Source organism: Bacillus altitudinis 41KF2b (assembly GCF_000691145.1).
In the GTDB taxonomy this organism is placed as follows: domain Bacteria; phylum Bacillota; class Bacilli; order Bacillales; family Bacillaceae; genus Bacillus; species Bacillus altitudinis.
The window spans coordinates 591,012-616,040 of the sequence record NZ_ASJC01000001.1 but is presented as its reverse complement, the minus strand read 5'-3'; the positions used below and the strand labels follow the sequence as shown (position 1 = coordinate 616,040).

General features: G+C 41.4%; 21 protein-coding genes. All 21 read right to left on the bottom strand.

Going from position 1 to position 25,029, the window contains the following annotated elements; all coding sequences use genetic code 11:
* Nucleotides 1–54: 54 nt before the first annotated feature.
* The 21 genes from BA79_RS03125 to rbfA all read right to left on the bottom strand — a co-directional run bounded on the left by BA79_RS03125 (nt 55) and on the right by rbfA (nt 25,025).
* Nucleotides 55–3,171 carry an MMPL family transporter gene (locus BA79_RS03125; RefSeq protein WP_035700800.1) on the bottom strand — a complete coding sequence of 1,039 codons (3,117 nt, stop codon included), beginning with the start codon at nt 3,169–3,171 and terminating at the stop codon, nt 55–57.
* A gap of 319 nt (nt 3,172–3,490) precedes the next feature.
* On the bottom strand, nt 3,491–4,720 hold the full coding sequence (bcbE, locus tag BA79_RS03120; RefSeq protein ID WP_225310403.1) for a bacillibactin exporter BcbE: 1,230 nt from the start codon (nt 4,718–4,720) through the stop codon (nt 3,491–3,493).
* 103 nt (nt 4,721–4,823) lie between these two features.
* Nucleotides 4,824–5,549 carry a GntR family transcriptional regulator gene (locus BA79_RS03115; protein ID WP_008344706.1) on the bottom strand — a complete coding sequence of 242 codons (726 nt, stop codon included), beginning with the start codon at nt 5,547–5,549 and terminating at the stop codon, nt 4,824–4,826.
* Between the two features lie 164 nt (nt 5,550–5,713).
* The gene (locus BA79_RS03110) at nt 5,714–8,089 is read right to left on the bottom strand and encodes an FtsK/SpoIIIE family DNA translocase (RefSeq protein WP_035700795.1); all 2,376 of its coding nucleotides are present in this window, start codon (nt 8,087–8,089) and stop codon (nt 5,714–5,716) included.
* Between the two features lie 110 nt (nt 8,090–8,199).
* Nucleotides 8,200–8,436, bottom strand: coding sequence for a YlzJ-like family protein (locus tag BA79_RS03105; RefSeq protein ID WP_008344712.1), 237 nt, complete (start codon nt 8,434–8,436; stop codon nt 8,200–8,202).
* Nucleotides 8,433–9,161: a ClpP family protease gene (locus BA79_RS03100; RefSeq protein ID WP_008344713.1), complete on the bottom strand. Its 729-nt coding sequence runs from the start codon at nt 9,159–9,161 to the stop codon at nt 8,433–8,435. The genes BA79_RS03105 and BA79_RS03100 overlap by 4 nt, the downstream gene beginning before the upstream one ends.
* Nucleotides 9,162–9,486: 325 nt before the next feature.
* Nucleotides 9,487–11,154 (bottom strand): ribonuclease J2, encoded by a 1,668-nt coding sequence (gene rnjB / locus BA79_RS03095; RefSeq protein ID WP_008344715.1) that lies wholly within the window; start codon nt 11,152–11,154, stop codon nt 9,487–9,489.
* A gap of 171 nt (nt 11,155–11,325) precedes the next feature.
* Nucleotides 11,326–12,192, bottom strand: a complete 867-nt coding sequence (gene dapA, locus BA79_RS03090; protein ID WP_017359061.1) for a 4-hydroxy-tetrahydrodipicolinate synthase — start codon at nt 12,190–12,192, stop codon at nt 11,326–11,328.
* 30 nt (nt 12,193–12,222) lie between these two features.
* A complete protein-coding gene (gene dapG, locus BA79_RS03085) occupies nt 12,223–13,437 on the bottom strand; it encodes an aspartate kinase (protein ID WP_035700792.1) in 1,215 nt (404 codons plus the stop codon).
* 92 nt (nt 13,438–13,529) lie between these two features.
* Entirely contained in the window at nt 13,530–14,549 is a 1,020-nt protein-coding gene (gene asd, locus BA79_RS03080; RefSeq protein WP_035700789.1) for an aspartate-semialdehyde dehydrogenase, read from the bottom strand.
* A gap of 139 nt (nt 14,550–14,688) precedes the next feature.
* Entirely contained in the window at nt 14,689–15,282 is a 594-nt protein-coding gene (gene dpaB, locus BA79_RS03075; RefSeq protein ID WP_008344723.1) for a dipicolinate synthase subunit B, read from the bottom strand.
* The gene (dpaA, locus tag BA79_RS03070; RefSeq protein WP_035700785.1) at nt 15,279–16,181 is read right to left on the bottom strand and encodes a dipicolinic acid synthetase subunit A; all 903 of its coding nucleotides are present in this window, start codon (nt 16,179–16,181) and stop codon (nt 15,279–15,281) included. The genes dpaB and dpaA overlap by 4 nt, the downstream gene beginning before the upstream one ends.
* A gap of 123 nt (nt 16,182–16,304) precedes the next feature.
* A complete protein-coding gene (locus BA79_RS03065) occupies nt 16,305–16,577 on the bottom strand; it encodes a YlmC/YmxH family sporulation protein (protein WP_008344726.1) in 273 nt (90 codons plus the stop codon).
* Between the two features lie 62 nt (nt 16,578–16,639).
* On the bottom strand, nt 16,640–17,566 hold the full coding sequence (locus BA79_RS03060; RefSeq protein WP_025207347.1) for an aminoglycoside phosphotransferase family protein: 927 nt from the start codon (nt 17,564–17,566) through the stop codon (nt 16,640–16,642).
* Between the two features lie 73 nt (nt 17,567–17,639).
* On the bottom strand, nt 17,640–18,869 hold the full coding sequence (locus tag BA79_RS03055) for a M16 family metallopeptidase (RefSeq protein ID WP_007499520.1): 1,230 nt from the start codon (nt 18,867–18,869) through the stop codon (nt 17,640–17,642).
* Nucleotides 18,870–18,902: 33 nt separating this feature from the next.
* On the bottom strand, nt 18,903–19,856 hold the full coding sequence (locus BA79_RS03050; protein ID WP_017359068.1) for a polysaccharide deacetylase family protein: 954 nt from the start codon (nt 19,854–19,856) through the stop codon (nt 18,903–18,905).
* 125 nt (nt 19,857–19,981) lie between these two features.
* Complete coding sequence (gene pnp / locus BA79_RS03045; RefSeq protein ID WP_025207345.1) at nt 19,982–22,099, bottom strand: polyribonucleotide nucleotidyltransferase; 2,118 nt, start codon at nt 22,097–22,099, stop codon at nt 19,982–19,984.
* A gap of 183 nt (nt 22,100–22,282) precedes the next feature.
* Complete coding sequence (rpsO, locus tag BA79_RS03040; protein WP_008354438.1) at nt 22,283–22,552, bottom strand: 30S ribosomal protein S15; 270 nt, start codon at nt 22,550–22,552, stop codon at nt 22,283–22,285.
* 155 nt (nt 22,553–22,707) lie between these two features.
* A complete protein-coding gene (ribF, locus tag BA79_RS03035; protein ID WP_025207344.1) occupies nt 22,708–23,658 on the bottom strand; it encodes a bifunctional riboflavin kinase/FAD synthetase in 951 nt (316 codons plus the stop codon).
* A gap of 18 nt (nt 23,659–23,676) precedes the next feature.
* Nucleotides 23,677–24,606: a tRNA pseudouridine(55) synthase TruB gene (gene truB / locus BA79_RS03030; RefSeq protein WP_025207343.1), complete on the bottom strand. Its 930-nt coding sequence runs from the start codon at nt 24,604–24,606 to the stop codon at nt 23,677–23,679.
* A gap of 68 nt (nt 24,607–24,674) precedes the next feature.
* On the bottom strand, nt 24,675–25,025 hold the full coding sequence (gene rbfA, locus BA79_RS03025; protein WP_007499525.1) for a 30S ribosome-binding factor RbfA: 351 nt from the start codon (nt 25,023–25,025) through the stop codon (nt 24,675–24,677).
* Nucleotides 25,026–25,029: the final 4 nt, after the last annotated feature.

Below are 25,029 nucleotides of genomic sequence, written 5' to 3'. Positions count from 1 at the left end.
AGAGGAAAGGATAGGAAATAAAAACGCCTCTGCTAAAAGCAGAGACGCAGGTTGTTATTTCATTCTAAACGGCCACCAATTCCATTTTCCAAAGATGCGAACCATGACCGGGATAAAGAGTGGTAGAACAACAAAAGCATATAATAAAAGTCCAATGAGTACGACCGTTGCAATTTCAACTAATGATAATACACCCGAGGGCAGCATCGCAGCAAAAGTACCCGCTAAAATAGCAACTGCTGAAATAATGACCGACCCCATATTTCTCATCGCTGATATCATGGATGCTTGAACATGCTCTCCCTTCCATTCATTAAAACGATCCATGAGGAAGATCGAATAATCAATGCCGAGGGTCACAAGGATCACAAAGCTGAAAAATGGAACAGCCCAGCTGACACCATCGTAGCCAAAGAATGTTTTGAAAATCCATTCTGTTAAGCCAATGGATGTAAAATACGTTAATATAAGTGAAAGTGTTAAGTATATCGGCATGACGATTGACCTTAATAATAAAACTAAAATAATAAAGATACCAATTAACATGAAAATAACCGTTCTGATAAAGTCACCGTCTGACGTTTCTTTTAAGTCAACATTTAAACTGGAGATACCAGATACACCGTAGTTGGCGTTTTTCAAACCACTTACAGGTAAGTATTGATCAAGGGTTTCCTCGATTTTTGCAACACCTTTCATTGCTTCATTGCTGTATGGATTTACATTTAAAATCACTTCAAAGGTTGTTAATTTACGATCTGGGGACATATACGTATTAAATATTTTCTTAAACTCATGGCGTTTCAATACTTCTTCTGGTATAAACCAGCCCGTTACTTCTTCATCTGGTGCTTCCTGAAGCTGTTTTAAATAGCTGTCCGCCTCGGTAAAGCCGCTTTTTACTTGCTCAAGTCCGGAAATACTTTCATCTAATCCATCTGTTAATAGTGAGAGTTTAGATGATAGCTGGTTAAACCCTTTTTTCACGGCTTTTTGGCCATCTGTCAGCTGATCTGCGCCGTCTTCAATTTTAGGCATTTCTTTGATGAGCTGTTTTTGTCCTTTATTCGTTTCATCAAGACCATCATAAATTTGATCTAAACCTGTCATCAGCTCCTTTACTTGTTGTTTGATTTCTTTTTGCTTGTATGAGAACGTTTGAATGACTTGATCTGCTTTCTTGATCTTTTGTTTAAAGGCAGTTGCTTCCTCTTCATAGACGCTCATTTGCTCTCCAGCTTGATCGATCATTCCTTTTGTGTCTTTGAATACTTTTTTGATTTCTTTATATTCATTCATATCTTTGATTTCTGGAAGCCGGTTTTCAAGCCCTTCAAATGATACGTTTTCGTAGGATTGTTTCACTTTCTTAATCGTTGTCATCAGTTGCTCATTTGATGTTGCGTGACCTTCGAGTGTGCTTACGACTCGTTCAAGATCTTGAATCATGGTTTCACTTTTGCGATATTCTTGCTCTAATTCTTTTTTCGCTTGTTTGATTTCAGTGCGAATGGTTCCTACGCCCTCTTTACTGCGCCTCACACCATCCTCTAAAGAAATGAGTGATTTCCTCACTTCTCCGATCCCACCTTTGATGGCTTTTGTCCCATCAATCAATTGATCAATCCCTTTAGCGGATTCTTCAATTTTTGGTTTTTGTTTGAGAAGTGCTAAGTTTGTTTCGGTCAAGCCATCTGTAATTTTCCCGATGCCCTCATGACCTTTCCCAAGCTCTCCTCCCAGCTCTTTCGCTTGAGAGGTAACGTAGAGCTGACTTAACCCATCTCCAACTGGGCGAGTGACACTGCGAACCGCTTTTACTTCCTCAATGTCATTTAACTTACGGGTCAGTTTTTCAATCATGACAATCTTTTCTTGATTATCGAGCTCATTGTCACTTTCGACAAGCACATTCAGCGGCAGCGCTTCACCAAAGCCAAATTGCTCAGATATCGTATTAAATGCAGACACTGACTCATACTTTGTCCCAATCTCATTTAAACTATTATAAGAAAGAGTGCCGTCATACATCAGAATCGGAGGAACAGTGATGAGTGCAACTACACCTAAGCTGATGAGCGGTCTTTTAAATGAAAAGCGCCCAGCCCATTCCCAAATCTTACTTTGTGGATGACGAATGTTTTCTCTTTTAGACGGCCAAAAAAGGGATTTTCCGAAAACCGACATAAAAAAGGGAACGATTGTGACAAGTGCAATGAGCAGAATGCCAACGCCTACGGCAACGCTGACGGCTGATTGGTACAATTGGAATTTTGCGAAACCAATACTTGAGAAGCCGACTAACACAGCTAAGCCGCTGAAAAAGACCGTTTTCCCTGCACATTGATACGTGATGATAATCGATTCTTTGACATCACGCCCCTGACCAATCTCCTCTTTAAAACGGCTTAAAAGTAATATACAATAATCCGTTCCTATACCGAACATAATAGCTACCATAAAAATCTGAGTGAAATTAGACAGAGGAAATGGTGTATATTCTACGAGAAAAGCCACAATACACCGGCTGACAGCATAAGAAATGCCAATCGTAATAAGCGGGACAACAGGTGCCAGTATCGATCTGAATACAATTATTAAAATAAAGAAAATAAAAATCATCGTAATAAGTTCAGTTTTCTTCAGACCTTGTTGAGAGCTTTTAATGACATCTGAGTCCACAAATTTTTGACCTGTCATTTCATATGAGACGTTGTAGGGCTTTAAAACTTCCTCAATTCGTTCTTTAACCTTCACAGCTTTTGTTTCGTAGTGGTCGAATTTGAATGGAACAAGAAGTGTACTTTTATCCTTTGATAAAAGTTGTTTTTGAATGTCACGTTCTACATGAAAATACGAAGTAATTCCGTCAATGTGGAGTTCTGGGGCATGTGTCATGAGTGCAGCTAAAGCCTTTTTTAATTCCTGCTCTTTGGCAGGGAACAAATGTTGTTCGGAGAATACAATCACACCAGTATCTTTTTTCCCATTATGATCTGAAAGCTTATCCAATAAGTGAAGTGCCTCAGCTGTTGGTGTCCCCTCTGGAACCTTTAACTGCCCTTTTTCTCTTGTTAATTCCTCTAAATTGGGCGCAGTAATAAACAGAATCACAGCTGTTATCATCCACACCATTAATACAATCCATCTTGCTTTAATTATTTGCAACATAGCTGCTTCAAGCTCCTTCTAGTTCATCAATCAATTTGCTGTTTTTGAGCGTGTCTGAAGTGCTGACTTCGTCTCCTTCAACGTGCTAATGGCAGGATGACCTATTCAATTGTCCTTTCGTGTTGAAGAAACGCATATCCATCATCAGCCACGAGCTCAATTTCTGCCTTAAAACAAAGACAGAAAATGAATGTTTTTGAACACCTCCTATTTGGGATAATTTAAAAGATATTACTATACATTAGTTTAACTATCAAAATTTTACATGTCAATTTATAAAAAAGAAAAAAGATGGCAAAATACCGTCTTTTTTCTATGTTTAAACCGTTTTCAATTGTTCACTTTCATCCTTTTCATCTGGCTGGATAAAAAAGAGGACCAAAAATAATGAAATGAGACTACATATGGTCGATAGAATAAAAACGATGGAGTCTCCTTTATCCATCAGAAATGCGTAAATTGGAGGTCCTAAAGCAACACCGATAAACCGCATGCTGCTATAAAATGACGTAATGGTTCCGCACTGCTCTTTTTCAATCCCTTCTGTTATCAACGCATCAAGTGCTGGAAGAACAATGCCGATCCCTACGCCGCCAATACTTAAGCAGATAAACAACACGTAAAAACTGTGATTCCACCATAAAAATATATACGAAAGTGATAAAAGAGCCATACCAACGATGAGAAATATCCTCATTTTCCCCTTTTCTTTCCCGATTGTTTTCCCTGCAATGTACGAGCTGATTGATAAGAAAAGAAGCGGGATGCTTAGCAGCAAGCCTTTTTTGACACCCGTTATTTGATACGCTGCCTCTAGATTATCTGATAAATAAAAGAGCACGCCAAAAAGAAGAAACATAATAAAACCGCCAATAGCAAAAATGGCATAAAGCCAGCGCCCTTCATGCTTAAAAATCGTCTTTGTTGATTTTAAAAACTCCTTAAATGTAGGCGGATCTTCCTCTTTCTTTGCGGATTCAACCATAAACAGTACCATCACAAAGCTGATGATTGAAAAGAATGGAATGAACCAAAACGGTACAAACCAAAACCAAGAAGCGAGAAGTGCCCCAATAATAGGACTTAGTACCTTTCCAGCTGTATTAGAAGTTTCAATGGCTCCAAGTCCCGCACTTACCTCTTCATCATCGTGAAACAAATCGCCAATAAATGGCATAACGACAGGTGCCGCCCCAGCTGAACCAACTCCTTGAAGGACCCTGCCAAATAGAATCCACATGTAGGGTTCTTTCATGATGGTTGAGGCAACAGCTGCCACAGCTCCTCCAAGTCCTGCGATTAAAAGACACGGCAAAAGCACCTTTTTTCGCCCAATTCGGTCAGATAAATAACCGGCAATCGGAATACACAAAATCGCCACAACGGAGTATACCGTAATAATGAGTGACACTTGAAAGGAAGTGATTGAGAGTTTCTTTTCGATCTCTGGTAATACGGGGATTAGCATCGAGTTCCCAAGTGTCATGATTAGAGGCACTGATGATAATGCAATAATATTCTTTTTACTGACAGTTTTCTCGCCCAACATCATTCACCCAATTCTATATACTGTTACGTATTAGTGTGGCATGTTTCACGGGTTTTATGTATGGGCAAACAAAAAGCAACCGCCTATGGAAGCGACTGCTTTGTTAAAATCGTTTACGTATGACATGGAAGCTGAATTTATCCGCTCGAAAATAATTGAGCGAGTATAAGACCGGCTGATCATCTTGATCATAGTGCATTTGTTTCAGTAATAGTAAGGCTGTTTCTGGGTCACATTCTAGTATCGGTGAAACCTGATCGTGATAACCAATCGGTTCGATGTCTGCCACTGCATATTTAATTCCGCTGTGCGGTTCTCTGCCAAACAGCTCAAAAAGCGATTCTTCCTCATGAGTAAAAGAAGCGGGAAGATGTTTGACCGGAATTTTATCTAAACAATAGACGACTGGCTGTCCATCTGCTGTTCGAACGCGTTCCATTGAAAAAACCTTCTCGGATTCATCACACTGAAAACGAATGACATCATTCTCTGTCGGCTCTCCTTCTTGTGAGGACAAAAAGATCGTACCTGGCGTCATATTGACCTGTTCAATCATTTTTGTGACACTTGTCAGCTGTTCAATGCCAGTAGAAAAAAGCGGTCTTGAGTTGACGAAAGTTCCCACACCATGCCTTCTAATTAAATACTTCTCTTCTTCTAATATACGAAGGGCTTCACGAAGGGTCGCTCTGCTCACGCCTAAAAGCTTTGAGAGCTCAAACTCAGAAGGGAGCTTTTCTTTTTCGGCATATACACCTGTTTGAATATCTTCTTTAATACGGTCAATCACTTTCAAATATAAATGGCGATTGTCTGTTTTGGTCGACATGTTTTCCCTCCGTCTAATCAATGCAAATGATAAGATGAGAAATCTCTATTCCGAGATAAGATGAACATAACTATATCACGTTTTTGCAAATAAATAAATAGTCTGACATCCAGTTAACATAATCAATATATCGTTAACTTCATGTTAGGAAAGCTCTCTTCGAATTATGAAGAGAGCTCGTCATGTTGTTCTTTTGAGAGGAGGACTTCTCTCGGTTTACTGCCTTCATATGGTCCGACAACCCCGCGCTCTTCCATTGCGTCAATAAGACGTGCGGCACGGGTATAACCGATGCGGAACCTCCTTTGCAGCATAGAAACAGAGGCCGTCTGCATGCCAATGATCAGTTCAACTGCTTCATCATATAAGTCGTCGTCCACAGCCCCAAGCTGATCTTGCGTTTCTTCACTTGGGATCATTTCTTCTTGATATTGTGCTTTTTGCTGTGTGATGACATGATCAACGACATGTTCCACTTCTTCATCTGATAAAAAGGCGCCTTGTACACGAACTGGTTTGTTCGCACCGACCGGTAAAAACAACATATCCCCTCTGCCCAGCAATTTTTCTGCGCCTCCCATATCAAGAATGGTCCTTGAATCGGTTTGTGACGATACGCTAAATGCAATACGGGATGGAATATTGGCTTTAATGACACCAGTAATGACATCAACCGAAGGTCTCTGTGTGGCGATAATTAAATGAATCCCTGCAGCACGCGCCATTTGAGAAAGCCTTGTAATGGAATCTTCCACATCAGAGGAAGCAACCATCATTAAATCAGCAAGCTCGTCTACAATGACGACAATATAAGGGAGTTCTGGCTGCTTCGCCTCTTCTGATTGATTCATTCGTTTAATGTAATCATTGTACCCTTCAATATTTCTTGTGCCCGTATGAGAAAACAATTCGTAACGGCGCTCCATTTCACTAACCACTTTTTTAAGTGCCTGTGAGGCTTTTTTAGGATCGGTCACAACTGGAGCCAACAGATGCGGGATGCCGTTATAAACATTTAATTCAACCATTTTCGGGTCAATCATCATCATTTTTACTTCATGAGGTTTTGCTCTCATGAGAATGCTTGTGATAATACCATTGATACATACACTCTTTCCGCTTCCTGTCGAACCAGCCACAAGTAAATGCGGCATTTTGTTCATTTCAGCCAGCACAGCTTCACCAGAAATATTTCGGCCGAGTCCGATGAGTAGCTTGGCATTTGGGCGGTCATTTTGTTTCGATTCTAAAACCTCTTTTAAAGAAACCATCGCAATTTCTGCGTTGGGAACTTCAATTCCGATGGCGGATTTGCCAGGAATCGGCGCTTCAATTCGAATGTCTTTTGCTGCTAATGCAAGGGCTAGATCATCACTCAAGTTGACGATCTTACTTACTTTCACGCCGACATCAGGGTATACTTCATATTTTGTGACGGCCGGCCCTAAATGAACTTGTGTCACTTTTGCTTTTACACCAAAGCTTTGGAAGGTCTTTTCAAGCTTTCTTGCATTTTCATAAATATTCTTCTTATCTGTTTGCTGACCTGAATGCTGCGGCTCAGCTAAAATATCAAGCGATGGCAGCTCATAATCCTTATTTTCAAGCTCCGTAAACGTCATAGGCGGAGCTTCTTTTGGTTCATCCCCTGTATCATGAGACGGAGTGCCTTGTACAGTTTCTTGAAGAGGATCTGGCTCATTGATCGGCTGATCTTTTTGAACTTGCGGTGTGAGCATGTCATCTCGATCAGCAAAACTTGAGATAATCGGCTGACGATTGTCAGAAGCCTGTTCTTCTTCCTCGATCAAGATATGATCATGATCTTCTTCGGCCTCTTCTTGCAAGCGTGAACGTTTTTTCTTTTCACTTGTTTTCTGCGCAGGTGCATTCTTTTTCGCCTGCCTTATGCCTTTCATATCTTCAATAAATGCTTTCCACTGCTTCACCAAAAATTGTGATACAGGCAGCATCACTTTTTTGACCATTTCTTGCAGTGACCGGTTTGTGATCAGCACAATTCCGATCAGCATTAGTACAATGGCCATGATTTGCGATCCTGCTTGTGCAAACAAGAAATAGGAGGCCGCAAATAATACGGCACCGATCATACCGCCTCCTAAATCGGGCGAGCCTGTCTCACCTTTCATATCCATTAAGAATAACTCAAACGTATTTCTGATTACACTTTGAGAGCCTATCACGCCTGCAGCTGAAAGATGCTGAAAAAGCTTCACATGGGACAAAAGCAAGATGCTCGCAATGATGCAGTATAAGCCTGCTTTTCTTCTTGTCAGTAAATCAGGAATTTGTTTTTTCCAAAAGATCGTCACACCAAAAAGAAATAATCCGATAAGGCAGAGAATAAACCATTCACCTGCAAAAAATCGGAATAGATGTACAAAGGTTTGTCCAACTACACCTAGCTGTAAAATGGCAATGATCGCTATGGCAATACAGACTAACCCATTTAGTTCATATTTCAGTTTTAGCTGTTTATTTTGTTTTTTTCTTGTTTTACGTTTTCTCTTTTTCGCCATACTCATCACCTTACTACAAAAGAAAATATAACCTACGAAAAGATCAGAAAGAAAGCAGCCTGGTTTTGGCTGCATCTTGTTGTAAGTTTTCCCTTTATTATAGCATAGAATCATTCATATGAGTCGGTTTGATTGGTGCCTAAATGTAACTTCAATCGCTTACCTGGTGCAAGCTCCTGATTCAAAAAGTCCATTGGATTTGTACTCATTACTTGAACGATTTCCGCTTCATCTTCTTTCATTTCAACCATCACTGGCACGCCCTGAATGTTTACCTGCTGAAGTTTACGTTCTCCTTGTTCCTCAGCGTAAATGGCTTCATAAGGCATAGGTGTATATAAAATCATTGGATCAGCCCCTCGTTTTGTGCAGCCCGTTCTCCAATAAGCTCGTTCAGCTTTTTAATCGCTTGTCCAACGCCGCCGACTTCGTGCATCAGTCCGTATTCAGCCGCCTCATGGCCAACGACATTTGTCCCGATGTCTCTTGTTAGATTGCCTTTAGAGAACATAAGCTCTTTAAATTTCTCTTCTGTAATGTTTGAGTGACTCGTGACAAAATTAATGACTCTTTCCTGCATTTTATCTAAGTATTCAAAGGTTTGCGGAACACCGATGACTAGACCGGTTAAACGTACAGGGTGAATGGTCATCGTTGCTGTTTCGGCAATGTATGAATAATCACACGATACGGCGATTGGGACCCCAATAGAGTGGCCGCCGCCAAGCACAATGGATACAGTCGGTTTGGATAAAGAAGCGAGCATTTCCGCAATAGCTAGTCCTGCTTCTACATCGCCGCCCACTGTATTTAAAATGATCAGAAGTCCTTCAATTTTTGGGTTTTGTTCAACTGCTACGATTTGTGGAATGACATGTTCGTATTTGGTTGTTTTATTTTGTGGCGGCAGCTGCATGTGCCCTTCAATTTGTCCAATAATAGTCAGGCAATGTATGTTTGTATCTTGTGACAACTGCGGGACGGCTGTTTCACCAAGCTGTTGTATTTTGCTCATAATGCTATCTTTTTCTTCTGGTTTTCGCTCAGGCTGCTGTTCATTCTGTTCGTCCATTTGTCTCCATCCTTTCCTAAAAACTCTCCTCCTATTATGAACAAGATCGTCACATTCCATCCGCATTCATCATGTCACATCAAAAAAGCCCAAAGAGCTTGTGCTCCTTGGGCTTAGCGTGTAGACAAACCCTCGCATTCGTTGTCAGTCCTGCGCTTCGGTACTCACGAATGTCAAATTCGCTCCGCTCCGGTGCTCGTCCTTCCTAGACTGCAAAGGTTTTCTATCACGCTAAAAAGAAGACAAAGTGCTAAAATAAAGTTCATTTTAGCACTTTGTCAACAATCTAAAGCCCAAAGAGCTTGTGCTCTTTGGGCTTTTCTCATCACACTTCCATAATAATTGGAATGATCATTGGCTTGCGTTTTGTTTTTTCATATAGGAATTGATTTAGTACATCGCGCATGGATTGTTTCAGTGTTGACCATTCAACAATTGAGTTTTCCGTTTGCTCTTTCACAATCCCTTTGACCATTTCTGTTGCTTTCACAATCAGCTCTTCGGATTCTCTTACATAAACAAATCCTCTTGTGATGATCTCAGGTCCAGAAATTAATTGTTTCTTTTGTTTATCGAGCGTAATGACCACAATTAAGATGCCATCTTGAGACAATAGGCGTCTATCACGTAAGACAATATTCCCAATATCACCAACACCAAGACCGTCGATCAAAATGTTCCCTTGATGCACTTTTTCACCGATCTTTACGTTTTGTCCTCTAAATTCTACAACATCGCCTTTATCAATTAAGAAAATGTCGCTTCGTTTCATTCCCACTTCTTCAGCAATACGAGAATGTGCTTTTTGCATGCGATATTCGCCGTTTACAGGAATTAAATACTTCGGCTTCAGTAAGTTCAGCATAAGCTTTAACTCTTCTTGACAGCCATGTCCAGATACATGCACACGTTTTTGAGCAAAAATCACTTGTGCTCCGCTTCTTGTAAGGAAATCCACCGTTTTTGAATAGGTGAGTTCTTGTCCTGGAAGAGGTGTAGAAGCAATCACAACCGTGTCATCTTTTTCAATATGAAGCTGTTTGTGATTTTGTTTCGCCATTTTTGTTAAAGCAGCGAGAGGCTCACCGTGGCTTCCTGCTGTGAGAATGACCACACTGTTTTTCGCCATTTTTTTCACTTCTTGGACTGGAACAAATAATTCTTCGTCTGCTGTCACATAACCAAGTTTGATCGCAAGCTGAAGAGTTGTCATCATATTTTTCCCTGCTACTGCAAGCTTACGGCCATTTTGGTTTGTGGCATTAATGATTTGCTGTACACGGTTAATATTTGATGAAGATACAGCGACAATCACACGATTTTCAGCATTGTACATCGCATTTGAGATTTCGTCTTGGACGAGCGCCTCAGAAGGTGTATAGCCTGGTTTTTCAGCATTTGCACTGTCTGAAAGAAGTGCTAAAACGCCATTGTTTCCAATTTTCGCAATCTCTCCGATGTCACAGGCTTGGTTAAGCGCTGGGGTTTGATCAAATTTAAAATCACCTGTGCATACGATTGAACCAAGAGATGTTTTGAAGCTGATTCCGACTGAATCAGGAATACTGTGATTCGTTCTAAAGAATGATACCTTTGTTGTTTCAAATGTAATGACTGACTTTGCATGAACCTCTCGCAAATCAGCTTTTTGATTGAAGCCGTATTGCTTTAACTTTTCTCGAAGTAACGCAAGGGTTAGCTTCGTGCCGTAAACTGGTACAGACAATTTGCTTAAGCAATGGAATACGCCTCCGATTGCTTCATCATGTCCGTGGGTAAGAAAAATTGCTTTCACCCGATCAGCTCGTTCTGTTAAATAAGAGATATCAGGAATGACCACGTCAATGCCTAGCATTTCGTTTTCTGGATGCATGAGTCCTGCATCTACAACATATATGTCGGAATCAATCTCAATGACATATAAGTTTTTCCCGATTTCTCCAACGCCTCCCAGTGCAATAATTCTTACGTTCTCTGTATTTTTCTTTTTCAAAATTCTTATCCTCCTAGTCTCAAGCCCGTCCATCATCGCTTAATGCTATTATAACTGAATCTAATTTTAGAAAACAAGATGAAGTCACATTTTAAGAAAGTGTTTATGTATAAAAAACGGTCATACTCAGGGACATCTGAGAATGACCGCTTACGAATTTTTTTGTTTTGATCAGCTGTTTAATACGCTGCTTAAATTCAGTCTCTCTTCTTCTGATAAAGGTAAAAGCGGGAGTCGAACAGATCCGACATCTAATCCTTTCAGCTGAAGAGCTGTTTTGACAGGCGTTGGATTTGGCGCTGAGAACAGCTGGTTCATGATCGGCACCAGCTTTTGATGAATCAATGCCGCATTCGCTGTTTGTCCTGAAGCGTAGCTTTTTAGCATTTGCTGCATATCAAGGCCTACGATATGAGAAGCCACAGAGACGACTCCTCTTGCACCAATCGCAACCGCAGGAAGCGTTAGGCTGTCGTCACCAGAGTAAACGTCAAAATCTTCTGGTGTCTCTGCAATGATTTTTGTCATGGCATCTAGATCACCGCTTGCTTCTTTGATTGCGACAATGTTCGGTATTTGCGCAAGCTTAATCGTTGTTTCTGGTGCTAATGAAGCAACCGTTCTTCCTGGTACATTGTAAAGCATGACAGGAAGAGATGTAGACTCGGCAATTGCTTTAAAGTGTGCATACATGCCTTCCTGTGATGGCTTGTTGTAGTAAGGTACGACAAGCATCACTGCATCAACGCCCGCTTCTTCTGCTTTTTTCGTTAGTTTAATAGACGCATTTGTGTTATTACTGCCTGTTCCTGCAATGATTTTACAACGACCATTTGCTAATTTCACCGATTGCTGAAAAAGAGCGACTTTTTCTTCAGTCGATAAAGTTGGCGATTCGCCTGTTGTCCCTGCAACGACTAAAGAGTCACTGCCGTTTTTTAACAAGTAATCCATGAGAATTGATAGCTTTTGGAAATCAATGTTGCCCTTTTTATCAAAAGGTGTAATCATAGCTGTTGCGATATTTCCGAAATTCATTTTTTTCACCTCATCATGATTCAATCACATTTATCTTGAAAGTTCAAACACTTCATGAAGGGCATTAACAGCCGCTCTCATGTTTTCTTCGTTCACTAACACCCAAATCGTCGTATGACTGTCAGCGGACTGTAAGATCGGAATATTTTGCTCAGATAGTGCAGATACAATTTTAGATGTGACACCTGGTACACCCATAATGCCTGCTCCAACAGCTGATACCTTTGCACAGTTTGTCGTGACAATCGGCGTATAGCCTAGATCTTTTAGGATCGCCGTTGCTTTTTCAGTCATTGCACCTGTCACCGTATAGACGATTTCGCTCGGTGTAATGTTGAAGAAATCGACACTGATTTGGGCATTTGCCATTGCTTTAAAGACTTCTGTTTGTACGCTGTACTGTCCCTCTTTAGCTGGGACTTTGATTTGTGTGACATCATTGACATGTGCAATACCCGTAATCAGGCGGTCGTACACATCATGACTCATTTTATCTGAGTAGTGTGATGTCACGAGTGTGCCCTCATCATCAGAGTATGTTGAACGGACCCTCATTGGTACTTTTGCTTGCATGGCAATTTCAACAGCTCTAGGGTGAATGACTTTTGCCCCTTGGTATGCGAGGTTACAAATTTCTGTGTATGTCACGACTCTCAGTGGTTTTGCATTTTCTACGATACGAGGATCTGCTGTCATGACCCCTTCTACATCTGTAAAAATATCGATGTAATCTGCCTGCAATGCAGCGCCTAACGCAGCAGCTGACGTATCACTGCCGCCTCGTCCGATTGTTGTCACGTCTCCATTTTTTGCAGCGCCTTGGAATCCAGCAACGACAACCACGTCATGCTCTGAAAGTGCCGCCTCAAGACGTTCACACTTCATGTCAATAATTTTCGCATTTGTATGTTCTTTATCTGTCACAAAGCCTGCTTGTGATCCTGTCATCGCAACAGCCTTTAGCCCGTTTTCATTCAGCATACTTGAAAAAACAACAGCTGAAATATTTTCTCCGCAAGACACGAGTAAATCTTTTTCTCGGTTTGTCATATGCTGCGCACTGCCATAAAGCAGACCAAGCAGCGTATCTGTCGCATAAGGATCGCCTTTTCGTCCCATCGCAGACACGACAACGACCGATTTATAGCCTTTCTCTTTTGCAGATAAGATATGTGCAAGTGCCCTTTTTCTCCCTTGATCATCTTTGACAGATGTACCGCCAAATTTTTGGACAATTATTTTCACTGTTTTCACTCCAAGTTCATTCTGACGTAACAGAAGAGAGTAGGCGAAAGATGCCTAACTCTCTTCTATTCGTCCTCATCATCCATTGAATGTTAAACTAATTTTAATGCTCGTAAGCTTTCTGCAATTTGAACGGAGTTCCATGCAGCGCCTTTTAGCAGGTTATCAGATACAATCCACATATGGAAGCCATTTGGACGATCCAAATCCTTCCGAATGCGGCCGACAAATACGTCGTTTTTACCAACAGCATCTGCAGGCATTGGATAAATTTGCTGAGACGGATCATCTTGTAATGTGATGCCTGGTGCATCTTTTAGGATGGACTTGATGTCATCAACCGTTGCGTCATTTGATTCAAGTTCAACGTAAACTGATTCTGAATGACCCGTTTCAATTGGTAGTCTCACACATGTTGCCGCTACTTCTAGCTCTGGCAAGTGCATGATTTTTTTCGTTTCATTGATCATTTTCATTTCTTCAAATGTATAGCCATTGTCTTGGAATTTATCAATTTGCGGAATCGCATTAAAGGCAATTTGATAAGGCATGACTTCTGGTTTCACATCTTCTTTATTTAAAATGGCTTGCGACTGGCTGTACAGTTCGTCAATGGCTTCATGTCCTGCACCTGATACTGCTTGGTAAGTAGACACAATGACTTTTTTCATGCCATACGCTTGACGAAGCGGTTCTAGCGCCGCCACCATTTGAATCGTTGAACAGTTAGGGTTTGCAATGATCCCTTGATGGTCATGCAAATCTTTTTCGTTTACCTCTGGTACGACAAGAGGGGTCTTTTCGTCCATACGAAAAGCACTTGTATTATCGACAACAATTGCACCTCGTTTGACTGCTTCAGGAGCTAGCGCTTTGGAAACATTTCCTCCCGCACTGAATAGTGCAATATTGACCCCTTCAAAGCTTTCAGGTGTTGCTTCTTGAACGGTATACTCTTGACCTCTGAATGTCACTTTTGTTCCAGCAGAACGTTTTGAGGATAGTAGGGTAAGTGTATCCATTTCAAAATCTCTGTCAGCTAGTGTTTTTAACATTTGTTGACCGACAGCTCCAGTCGCTCCAACTACAGCTACATGCAATCCTCTTCCCATCAGTAAAACTCCTTCCGACCCATCCATGATTCTTTTCTTTCGGATGGCCATCCTATGACTTTTTACATTTTATTTTACCATAGAAAAGCAAGGCTTGAAGTACCTTTTTTGAATCTTTCATGATTTTCTAGTGAATCTATTATTCGTTTGCTCCAATTAAAATGGGCTGAATTTGTCTATGCTCGAGCGCCTCTTCTACCGTTTTCGTCAGTAGATCCATATGCGCTACCATGGAAGTCGGTTTTTTGAATGGATCATCTTGGCCGAATGGAATAAAGAAAATGTTCTTTGTCGACATGAGTCTCATGAGATTTGTACCATTTAAACCTAATGCATCATTGGTGGAAATGCCTAAAACGACAGGGCGGTGATTACGAATGGTCGCCTTAGCAGCCATTAAGACTGGACTGTCTGTCAGTGCATTTGCAAATTTCGCCATTGAATTGCCTGTTAAAGGCGCAATGACCATACAATCAAGTGGAAGTTTTGGTCCGAGTGGCTCTGCTTTGACGATTGAGTCAATCGCTTGAAATCCTGTCAGCTTCTCAATCCGCTCAATCCAGTCCGCTCCTTCTCCGAATCTCGTATTCGTATTTTGCACCGTATACGACACGACAGGACGCACTTCTGCCCCTTCTTTCACGAGTGATTCGATTTGCGGAAAAACAGCTTCGTACGTGCAGTGAGAACCTGTTAAACCAAAGCCGATTCTTTTCCCTTTTAGTGTTGTCATGATTCCATCCCCCTTTTTTCCTCCGCAAGTTGACATAAGAGCCCAGAAAGCACTTTTGCAATGATCTGTCCGGCTGTCTTTGGTGCCACAATCCCTGGAAGTCCTGGTGCAAGAAGTGCCTTCACTCCATGCTTTTGTGCAAAGTCAAAGTCTGTTCCACCTGGGCGGGAGGCGATATCCAAAATGAGTGTCTTTGGTGTCATGCTAACGATGACAGATGAATCTAATACTAAGCTTGGAATCGTATTGATGATGATGTCGACATCCGTTACTTCATCTTTTAAACGGTCCATTGAAAATGGATCAAGTCCCATCTCAAAGGCTCGCGCTAAATGGGCTGTATCTGCAGCACCAACTTTCACTTCCGCACCTAGCGCCCGAAATGTGCGGGCAATGGTGAGCCCTGTTCGACCAAGCCCGAGAACAGCGACATGTGACCCATGAATCGTATAGTCCGTTTGCTGAATAGCCATCATGATAATCCCTTCAACTGTTGGAATAGAATTATATATGGCAATATCATCTCGCTCAAACAGCTTCACAAGCTTCCGGTTCACCTGCTTTGCCATATTGTCTAAGTACATATTAGAAATACCTGAGTACAAGGTACAATGTGCAGGGGTTCTTTCTAAATATTTAGCTTCTAGCACGACCTTCTCATTTGAAAAAACGGTGGCAACGACCCCTTCGTCTGTAGCACCTGATACCGGAAGGATCATACTGTCTACCTGCTCAAATGGAAGCTCTGACATTTTCAGCTTTTCAGCACCAATAAATCCATGATCCAGCTGATCAAATCCGACCAAAAACACTTTGGCATGCTGCTGTGACAGCTTGCGAATGATTTCAAGCTGCCTAGCATCTCCCCCGATCACCGCAACCGTTAAACCGCTCAACATACTGACCGTTCACCTTCTTTATTTAAAAAAGTCTGTAATATTTTCCGAATCTCCCTTTCAGCATATGAGGAGAGGATTCAGCCTGTGAACAAATCGGGGAGAGAAAAGAAAAAGAGCACCCTTTTATGATGGGTGCTCTTTTTCTCCGTGCGGCTGAAGTTCTTCAGGCACATCGAGAATGATCATATCTGATCCTATTTTTTGAATGTGATTCCACGGAACGCGGATGTCATTTCCTTGTTTTCGAAAGCCAAACCATTTGACGGAAGGTATGATGAGTGCTGTAATTTGACCGTCCTGTTCATTTATTTCAAGGTCGGTTTGTCCAAGCACGCCAAGCCGCTCCGCTCTTTTAATATCGACGATCTCTTTTCCTGACAGCTCACTCAGCCTCAAAATCGCATCACTCCCCTTCCATATCATATATGCAGCACGGAGGGTGAATAGACCGTCCCGTTCTACACGCACGAATCAAGCCAATCTGTATACCAAACTGGCGTCAGTTGAGTAAAACGCTTATGGTCTGTCAGCATTCTCTCCACTCGATTCACCATGTCTTTTACATGCCCCGGGTCATAGGATAACGTCCAAACAATAGAAGAAAAACAGCTCATGGCTGTATAGATGGAAAAAAGAAGCCAAAAATCATGTGTTGTCTGCGTACTTAAATAGGCATCCAATTGCCCGGCTGAAAATGGAATGCTGCTTTCTCGACTGAATAAAGACAGTTTATAAAAGTCATGAATCGGATCACCCCAGTCGGATTGATCAAAGTCGATCACACCCGCATATTGATGACGTTGTATGATGATATTCCCTACATGAAAATCATCGTGCTGGAACTGGTTTGGTCTCTCTTTAACTACATCAGCATGTGACTGAATAAAATCTAATACGAATTGATCATGGGAAAAGGCAACTCCACTTGATTGATAGGCATATACATACCGTTCATGTTTCGCTAATACCTTCTTATCCCAAGGGGCTGCATAAAAAGGGGCATCGCATGTATGCATGATACTCAAGTCTCTGCCTGCCCGCCTTCCGATTTCATACTGCTCTTCTTCTGTGAGCAGATGAATGGATGCTCTAGCAATCTCTCCTTCGATAAATGGAAAAATACGAAAGGTACAGTTTTGTTCAGCACTCACTCCGACCTCCATCACTTCAGAACAAATAACGCCTCGATTTTTTAACTTCTGCTGAATGGACGCTTTCTTTTTCAAACTGGAATATTTCTGAATGTCTGATAGCTTGAGTACTAGCTTTTCACTAGGCGTTATGACCAAAAAGGTGCGGTCTCCCGAAAATCCAGATGTCATCGGCTGGAAAGAGATGGCTTGTTTAAGAAGCGGAGATAGCTGTTTCAGTTTTTCGTGTTTCATGAACGCAGGGCCCCTTTCTTCTTGGTATACAATAAACGGCAGACCTCTTGAGAAGTCTGCCGTGTTGTTTACATTATGATGGCTGATCACCCGTTGGACTAATAAGCGAGAGCGCATAATCTTCTGTAAAGATTCTTTTCGATAAATTATTCACGCCGTCTAATGAGACGCGATTGATTTCATCAATAATTTCATCAAGCGTACGATGTTTGCCAAGGAGTAATTCATTTTTACCATTTCGGCTCATCTTGCTGTTTGTGCTTTCAAGACTGAGCATGAGGTTGCCTTTCATTTGCTCCTTAGAGTTTTCAAGTTCTTTCTGCGTAATTCCCTCACGTTTTAAGACGTCTAATGTTTGTAAGATGGTTTCAGATAGCAGGTTCAGCTGCTTCGCTCCAGTTCCACCATAGATCGTCAGCATTCCATTATCTGCAAATGAACTATGATAACTGAATACAGAATACGCAAGTCCTTTATCTTCTCTTACGTCTTGGAACAACCGGCTGCTCATGCTACCGCCTAGAACATTATTTAAGACGATTAAGTCATAGATGCCCTGATCTCCAGCAGGAAGTCCGTTAAAGCCCATGCAAAGGTGCGCCTGTTCTGTTTCCTTTTTGCGTGTCAGTTTGTCATAGTGGAATTGCGGGGCTTCGACAGGCTGCTTTTTCCCCTTTCCTTCATACGAGCCAAATAATGTTTCGACCTCACGAATGAAGGTGTCATCGACGTTCCCTGCAACAGAGATGACGACGCGATCTGGCGTATAGAATTCATCCATATATTTTCTAAGGGAATCACCGTTAAAAGTAGAGAGTGTTTCCTCTGTCCCTAAAATCGGATAACCTAATGAATGATCACCGTAAATGGCTTTACTTAACAAATCATGAACGATGTCATCAGGAGTATCTTCATACATTTTAATTTCTTCATAGACCACATTTTTTTCTTTCTTCAGCTCTTCTTCGTCAAAAGCAGAGTTGAAAAACATGTCACTCAACACATCGAGGGCATACCCAGCATGTGAATCAAGTACCTTTGCATAATAGCAAGTATATTCTTTTGACGTAAAGGCATTCACTTGACCACCAATGCGGTCAAAGGATTCTGCGATATCACGTGCAGATCTCGTCTTTGTTCCTTTAAAGAACATATGCTCTAAAAAGTGTGAGATCCCATTTACTTCTGGTGTCTCATGTCTAGAACCTGTTCCAATCCAGACGCCAATTGCGACAGACCTTACAGTGGGATTGTTTTCAAGTACAATTCTTACTCCGTTTTGGCATGTATACGTTTTGACCAAGTTTTGCTCCTCCTATTCAACAAACAGATCGCATCACGGATGTCTTTTTTCACTTAGGAGGTCAGAAACCGTTCCTAATTCATATCCTCTTTCTTTGATTTGAGTGATAAGTGCGTCAAGACTTCTCGCTGTTGCGTCTGTTGGATGCATTAATATCATCGCCCCATTGTGAATTTTCCCAAGCACTCGTTTTTGTAATACAGCTGGTGATGGTTTTTGCCAGTCGATCGTGTCTACTGTCCACATAATGGTTTCCATTCCTTCTTGTTTCGCAAGCTTTACTGTTTCTTCTTTAAAGCTGCCACTTGGAGGCGCAAACCATATCGGTTTTTTCCCAAGGGATTCTTCAATTTGGCGATTTGTTTTAATCATCTGCTCTAATGCTCGTTCTCTTGTCAGTGTGCGCATATCCGGGTGATTGTATGAATGATTTCCAATTTCATGACCATCTGCCACGATTTTTTTAGCAAGGTCTGGACTGTTTTTCACCCATTTGCCTTCTAAGAAAAAGGTTGCCTTCACTTGATGCTTTTCTAGTGTATTCAACATCTTTGTTAAATGCTCGTCGCCCCAAGCTACATTGATCAGGAATGCATTCATCTTTTTGTCTGGATGTCCCTTATAGATAGGTTCAGCACCAAGTTCATGCAAATGGACAGATGGTTTTGTTTCTTTAAAAACAAGCAGCTTTTCATCGAAAGAGCCCTGTTTTTTCATTTTTTCGTAAGAAGCATCGATATCGACTGTCTGTCCATTTAAACCAGGCATCTTTTTCCACACTTTATCAATCTTAGCATTTTGCGGCTTCTCTTCATAGTCAGAAGACTTCGATTCGATCTCTTGATATAGAATATCTTTTGAAACAGATGCTACCTCGGCGTGCTCTTTCATTGAATTCATATATGTAACAGCAGCCGGCTGCTTCATCGTTTGATATGACACGAGCAGTAAAAATACAAACACAAAGAATGGTATCGTTTTTTTCAATGGTTGTCCCTCCCCTTTACCACAAATTATGATGGGGAGAAACAAGCTAGAACTATTGTTACGCGCAAGAAAAGAAAGAAGCCTGGCACGGATACCTGGCTTCTAACACATTTTATTTAATCTCATTAAGACTGCTTTTCTTCTTTTTCTTTTTCTTCACGTAAAACAGCTTTACGAGAAAGGTTCACACGGCCTTGTTTATCGATCTCAGTGACTTTGACGAGTAGTTCGTCACCAATCTTCACGACATCTTCTACTTTGCCAACACGTTCAAGTGCAAGCTCAGAAATATGAACAAGTCCATCTTTGCCGCTGAAGATTTCAAGGAAGGCACCGAATTTTTCAATTCGTTTCACTTTACCTAGGTAAAGTTGGCCAACTTCAACTTCTCTGACAAGATCTTCAATGATTTTCTTCGCTTTTTGGTTCATGTCTTCTTCAGTAGAAGAGATAAAGATTGTACCGTCTTGTTCAATATCAATTTTCACACCGGTATCTTCAATGATTTTATTGATTTGTTTACCGCTTGGTCCAATGACATCGCGAATTTTATCTGGATTGATTGTCATCGTTAAGATTTTTGGTGCATAACGTGACAATTCTCCTCTAGAAGCTGGAATCGTTGACAGCATGCTATCTAAAATTTCCATTCTTCCTTTTTTCGCTTGTTGAAGTGCTTCTTCTAAAATGTCTTTTGATAGACCATCGATTTTAATGTCCATTTGAAGCGCTGTTACACCTTTAGATGTACCTGCTACTTTAAAGTCCATATCTCCAAGTGCATCTTCCATTCCTTGAATGTCTGTCAGCACTGTGTAGTATTCACCAGATTTAACAAGTCCCATTGCAATCCCTGCAACTGGTGCTTTAATTGGAACACCGGCATCCATCATCGCAAGTGTGCTCGCACAAATACTTGCTTGTGAAGTAGAACCGTTTGATTCTAACACCTCAGACACAAGGCGAACCGTATAAGGGAAATCTTTTTCAGATGGAATGACTGGCTCTAATGCACGTTCGCCTAGCGCACCATGTCCAATCTCACGACGGCCTGGACCACGCATTGGGCCGGTCTCACCAACACTGAATTGTGGGAAGTTATAATGGTGCATGAATCGCTTAGACTCTTCAACACCAAGACCATCAAGAATCTGTACATCACCAAGTGCACCTAATGTACAAATACTGAGTGCCTGTGTTTGGCCTCTTGTAAACAATCCTGAACCGTGCGTTCTTGGAAGAAGTCCTACTTCTGAAGAAAGTGGACGGATTTGATCGACGCCGCGTCCATCTGGACGTACCTTCTCTTCAGTAATAAGGCGGCGAACTTCGTTTTTCACAAGCTTGTTTAAGACATCCTTCGCTTGTTTAATCGTTGCTTCGTCACGGTCTTCTTCTTCAAATTTTTGAACGACAGCTTTTTTCACAGCACTGATAGCATCTTCACGAGCATGCTTCTCATGTACTTGAATCGCTTTCAGTAGATCCGCTTCAGCAAGTTGTTTTACTTCCTCTGCTAATGCTTGATCGACTTCATATAAAGGAATATCGATTTTTTCTTTACCGACAGCTTTTACAATTTCTTCTTGGAATTCGATTAAGCGTTTGATCTCTTGATGGCCGTACATGATGGCTTCAAGCATTGTTTCTTCTGGGACTTCATCAGCACCAGCCTCTACCATGTTGATTGCATCTTTTGTTCCAGCTACAACAAGGTTGATATCGCTTTGTTCAAGCTGCTCAACATTTGGGTTGATGATGAGCTTTCCATCTACTCGTCCTACTGTCACGCCAGCGATTGGTCCCTCAAATGGAATGTCAGACACACATAAAGCTAAAGATGAGCCAAACATTGCAGCCATTTCAGATGAACAATCTTGATCCACACTCATGACAATACTAATGACTTGTACTTCATTTCTAAATCCGTCTGCAAATAGTGGACGGATCGGTCTGTCAATTAAGCGGCTCGCAAGGATTGCTTTTTCACTTGGGCGGCCTTCTCTTTTAATGAAACCACCAGGAATTTTACCAACTGCATATAATCTTTCTTCGTAGTTTACAGTGAGCGGGAAAAAATCAAGTGGTTTTGGTTCTTTAGAAGCTGTTGCTGAGCTAAGCACAGCCGTATCTCCGTAGCGTACGAGAACCGCTCCGTTTGCTTGCTTTGCAAGCTGGCCAGTTTCAACTGTCAGTTGACGTCCAGCCCAGTCTATGGTGAAGACTTGTTTCTCTTGTCCCATTCTGTGATAAACTCCTCTCTTGTCGTAAAGTTTTTAGGTTATTTCTTATTATGAACAAAATGATTTTCACATATCAATGTGAAAGCTGTATGTAGAAGGGTTTTTGCCATTCTTTCAACATTTTAACCATAAAATATTAGTGATTATACGATAAAAAAGCGGGAATCCTCCCGCTTTTTACGATTATCGACGTAAGCCTAGTTTGTTAATTAACTCACGGTAACGAGTTACGTCTTTATTACGTAGATACGTAAGAAGATTACGACGTCTACCTACCATTTTCAAAAGACCGCGACGTGAGTGGTGATCTTTCTTATGAGTACGTAAATGCTCGTTCAAGTTGTTAATTGATTCTGTTAGGACAGCGATCTGAACTTCTGGAGATCCAGTATCAGATTCGTGTGTTTTGAACTCATTAATTAATTGAGTTTTACGCTCTTGAGTAATAGCCATCCTGTTTCACCTCCAAATCATGTTAGCCCCATCTACCTCGCAACCGTCGGTGAAGTCGGCCTGCCAAGTAAGTGGTTTTAAAGCTACAGGAATTATCATACTAAAAATATGCCGATTTTGCAAATGATAGAGCGGTTTTTCTGCGATTTTTTTGTTTAATGAAGATGATTTTGAAAAAACTGAATCGCTTCTTCTTTATCTTGACTAATTTGAGCCGTTAATTCTTGGATACCGTTAAATTTTTGTTCACTGCGAATCCGTTTGTACCACTGTAATTTAATCGGTTCACCATAAATTTCTTCGTTAAAATCAAAAAGGTTCACTTCAATCGCAGGCTGATCAGGACGTTTTTCATAAAATGTTGGTTTGTAGCCAACGTTACAAACACCGTCATACACCTTGCCTTTCACTTCCGCTCTCACTGCATATACGCCTGTTGGCGGGATGATGTATTCAGCAGATAAACCAACATTGGCGGTTGGAAAGCCAATCGTGCGTCCTCGTTTATCTCCATGAATCACAATGCCTCGCAGCTGATACGGTTTGCCTAAAAGCTCACTCACATATTCAACGTCTCCATTTTTCAATGCGGAACGTATCAGGGTCGAGCTGACTTTCCGGTCTTGGTTGGAAAGCTTAGGTACAATGGTCGCAGCAATCCGCCCTTTCCCGTATTCGTCAAACGTTTCCATTGTGCCTGCGCCAAACCGGCCGAATGTAAAATCGAAACCAGCGACTGCATGCTTCACATTCAGTTCGTCCAAATATTGATCGACAAAGTCTTGAGGAGACAGTGCTGCAAAGCTTTCGCTGAATTGCACAATGTATAAGTAGTCAGCACCTAATTGTTCGATAAAATCAATCTTATCCTCAAGCGGTGTGATTAAGTCTTTTGGTTCACGTGCTTTTTGCAGAACATGTGATGGATGCGGATGAAAAGTCATGACAGCTAGAGCTAAACCCTCTTTTTCCGCAATGTTTTTCGCTGCATCAATCACTTTTTGGTGTCCGAGGTGAACACCGTCAAAATACCCTAAAGCCATCACAGACGGGACTTGATCCTTTTGATTCAATGTATGTGGGTGTGAAATATGTATAGTCTTCACGAGATGGTCACCTTTTCTTTAAGATTGCTTGTCCTGTGATAAAATCTTCGCCGGCTTCATCAGGTTCTGTTTGGTCGGGTGCTTCATATAAATCGCCATACAATGGCCTGAAGGAGCAAAGACAGCGACACGATCTTCCTCTGCAAAATGAGCAAATTCATCAGGCATAGGTAGGACTGCACCGTTTTCCACTTTACTTGCTAATGTATCATTTATCTCCCATTTCGGCAAATGATTGAGCGCACGCTCGATCGGCACAAGATGTTCCTCAACCGTTCCTTTCTCGCTGATCTCCCGCAACTCATCAAGAGTGATACATTCATCTAACGTAAAGTCACCAGATCCTATGCGAATGAGGTGAGACATGTGGGCTGGAAACCCAAGTTTTTTTCCGATATCGACAGCTAACGTTCTCACATATGTGCCTTTTGAACACAGTACGGTGAATCTAAATGATACTTTACCATTTTCAAATGTGACAGGTGTTGTCCGCTCGATGCGATGAATGGTAATTTCACGGCTTGGACGTTCAATTTCAATGCCTTGCCTCGCATATTCATAGAGCTTTTTTCCGCCAATTTTCACAGCAGAAAACATCGGAGGAATCTGTTCAATGGTTCCTTCAAATTGTTTCAACGCAGCATCAATGTCATCTTCTGACATCGGTACCGGCACCTTTTTTTCTTCTACTACTTCACCTGTTTGGTCTTCTGTCGTTGTAGAAAATCCAATGGTGATTTCCGCATCATACGTTTTCGATTTATCTGTTAAGTACTCCACAATTTTTGTCGCTCGTCCAATACAAATAGGCAGAACACCTGAAACCTCTGGATCGAGTGTCCCTGTATGTCCCACTTTTTTTGTGTGTAAAATCTTTCTCACTTTAAACACACAGTCGTGAGAGGTCATGCCTCTTTCTTTATGTAATAAAAGAACACCGTTTTGCACCTGCGTTCTCTCCTTTCATAAACGATGAAAAAGGACAGACGATCATCGCCTATCCTTATTTCAACGTCTTATTCGTGATCTTTTGTGTTTAGTTCAGCAATCAGGCTTTCAATTCGGTTACCGTAGTCTACAGACTCATCGAATTCAAAGTGAAGCTCTGGTGTTTTGCGAAGTCTGATTCGATTGCCAATTTCAGAGCGGATATACCCTTTCGCCTTTGCAAGGCCTTTTAAGGTTTCCTCTCTTTTCTTCTCGTCGCCAAGAACAGAAATATAGACTTTAGCAATTTGCAAATCACCGGATACTTCAACATCCGTTACAGTCAAAAAGCCGATTCTTGGATCTTTTAGCTTTCTGCCAAGGATGTCGCCTAATTCTTTTTTCATTTGCTCACCCACACGGGTTGCTCTCATACTCATGATC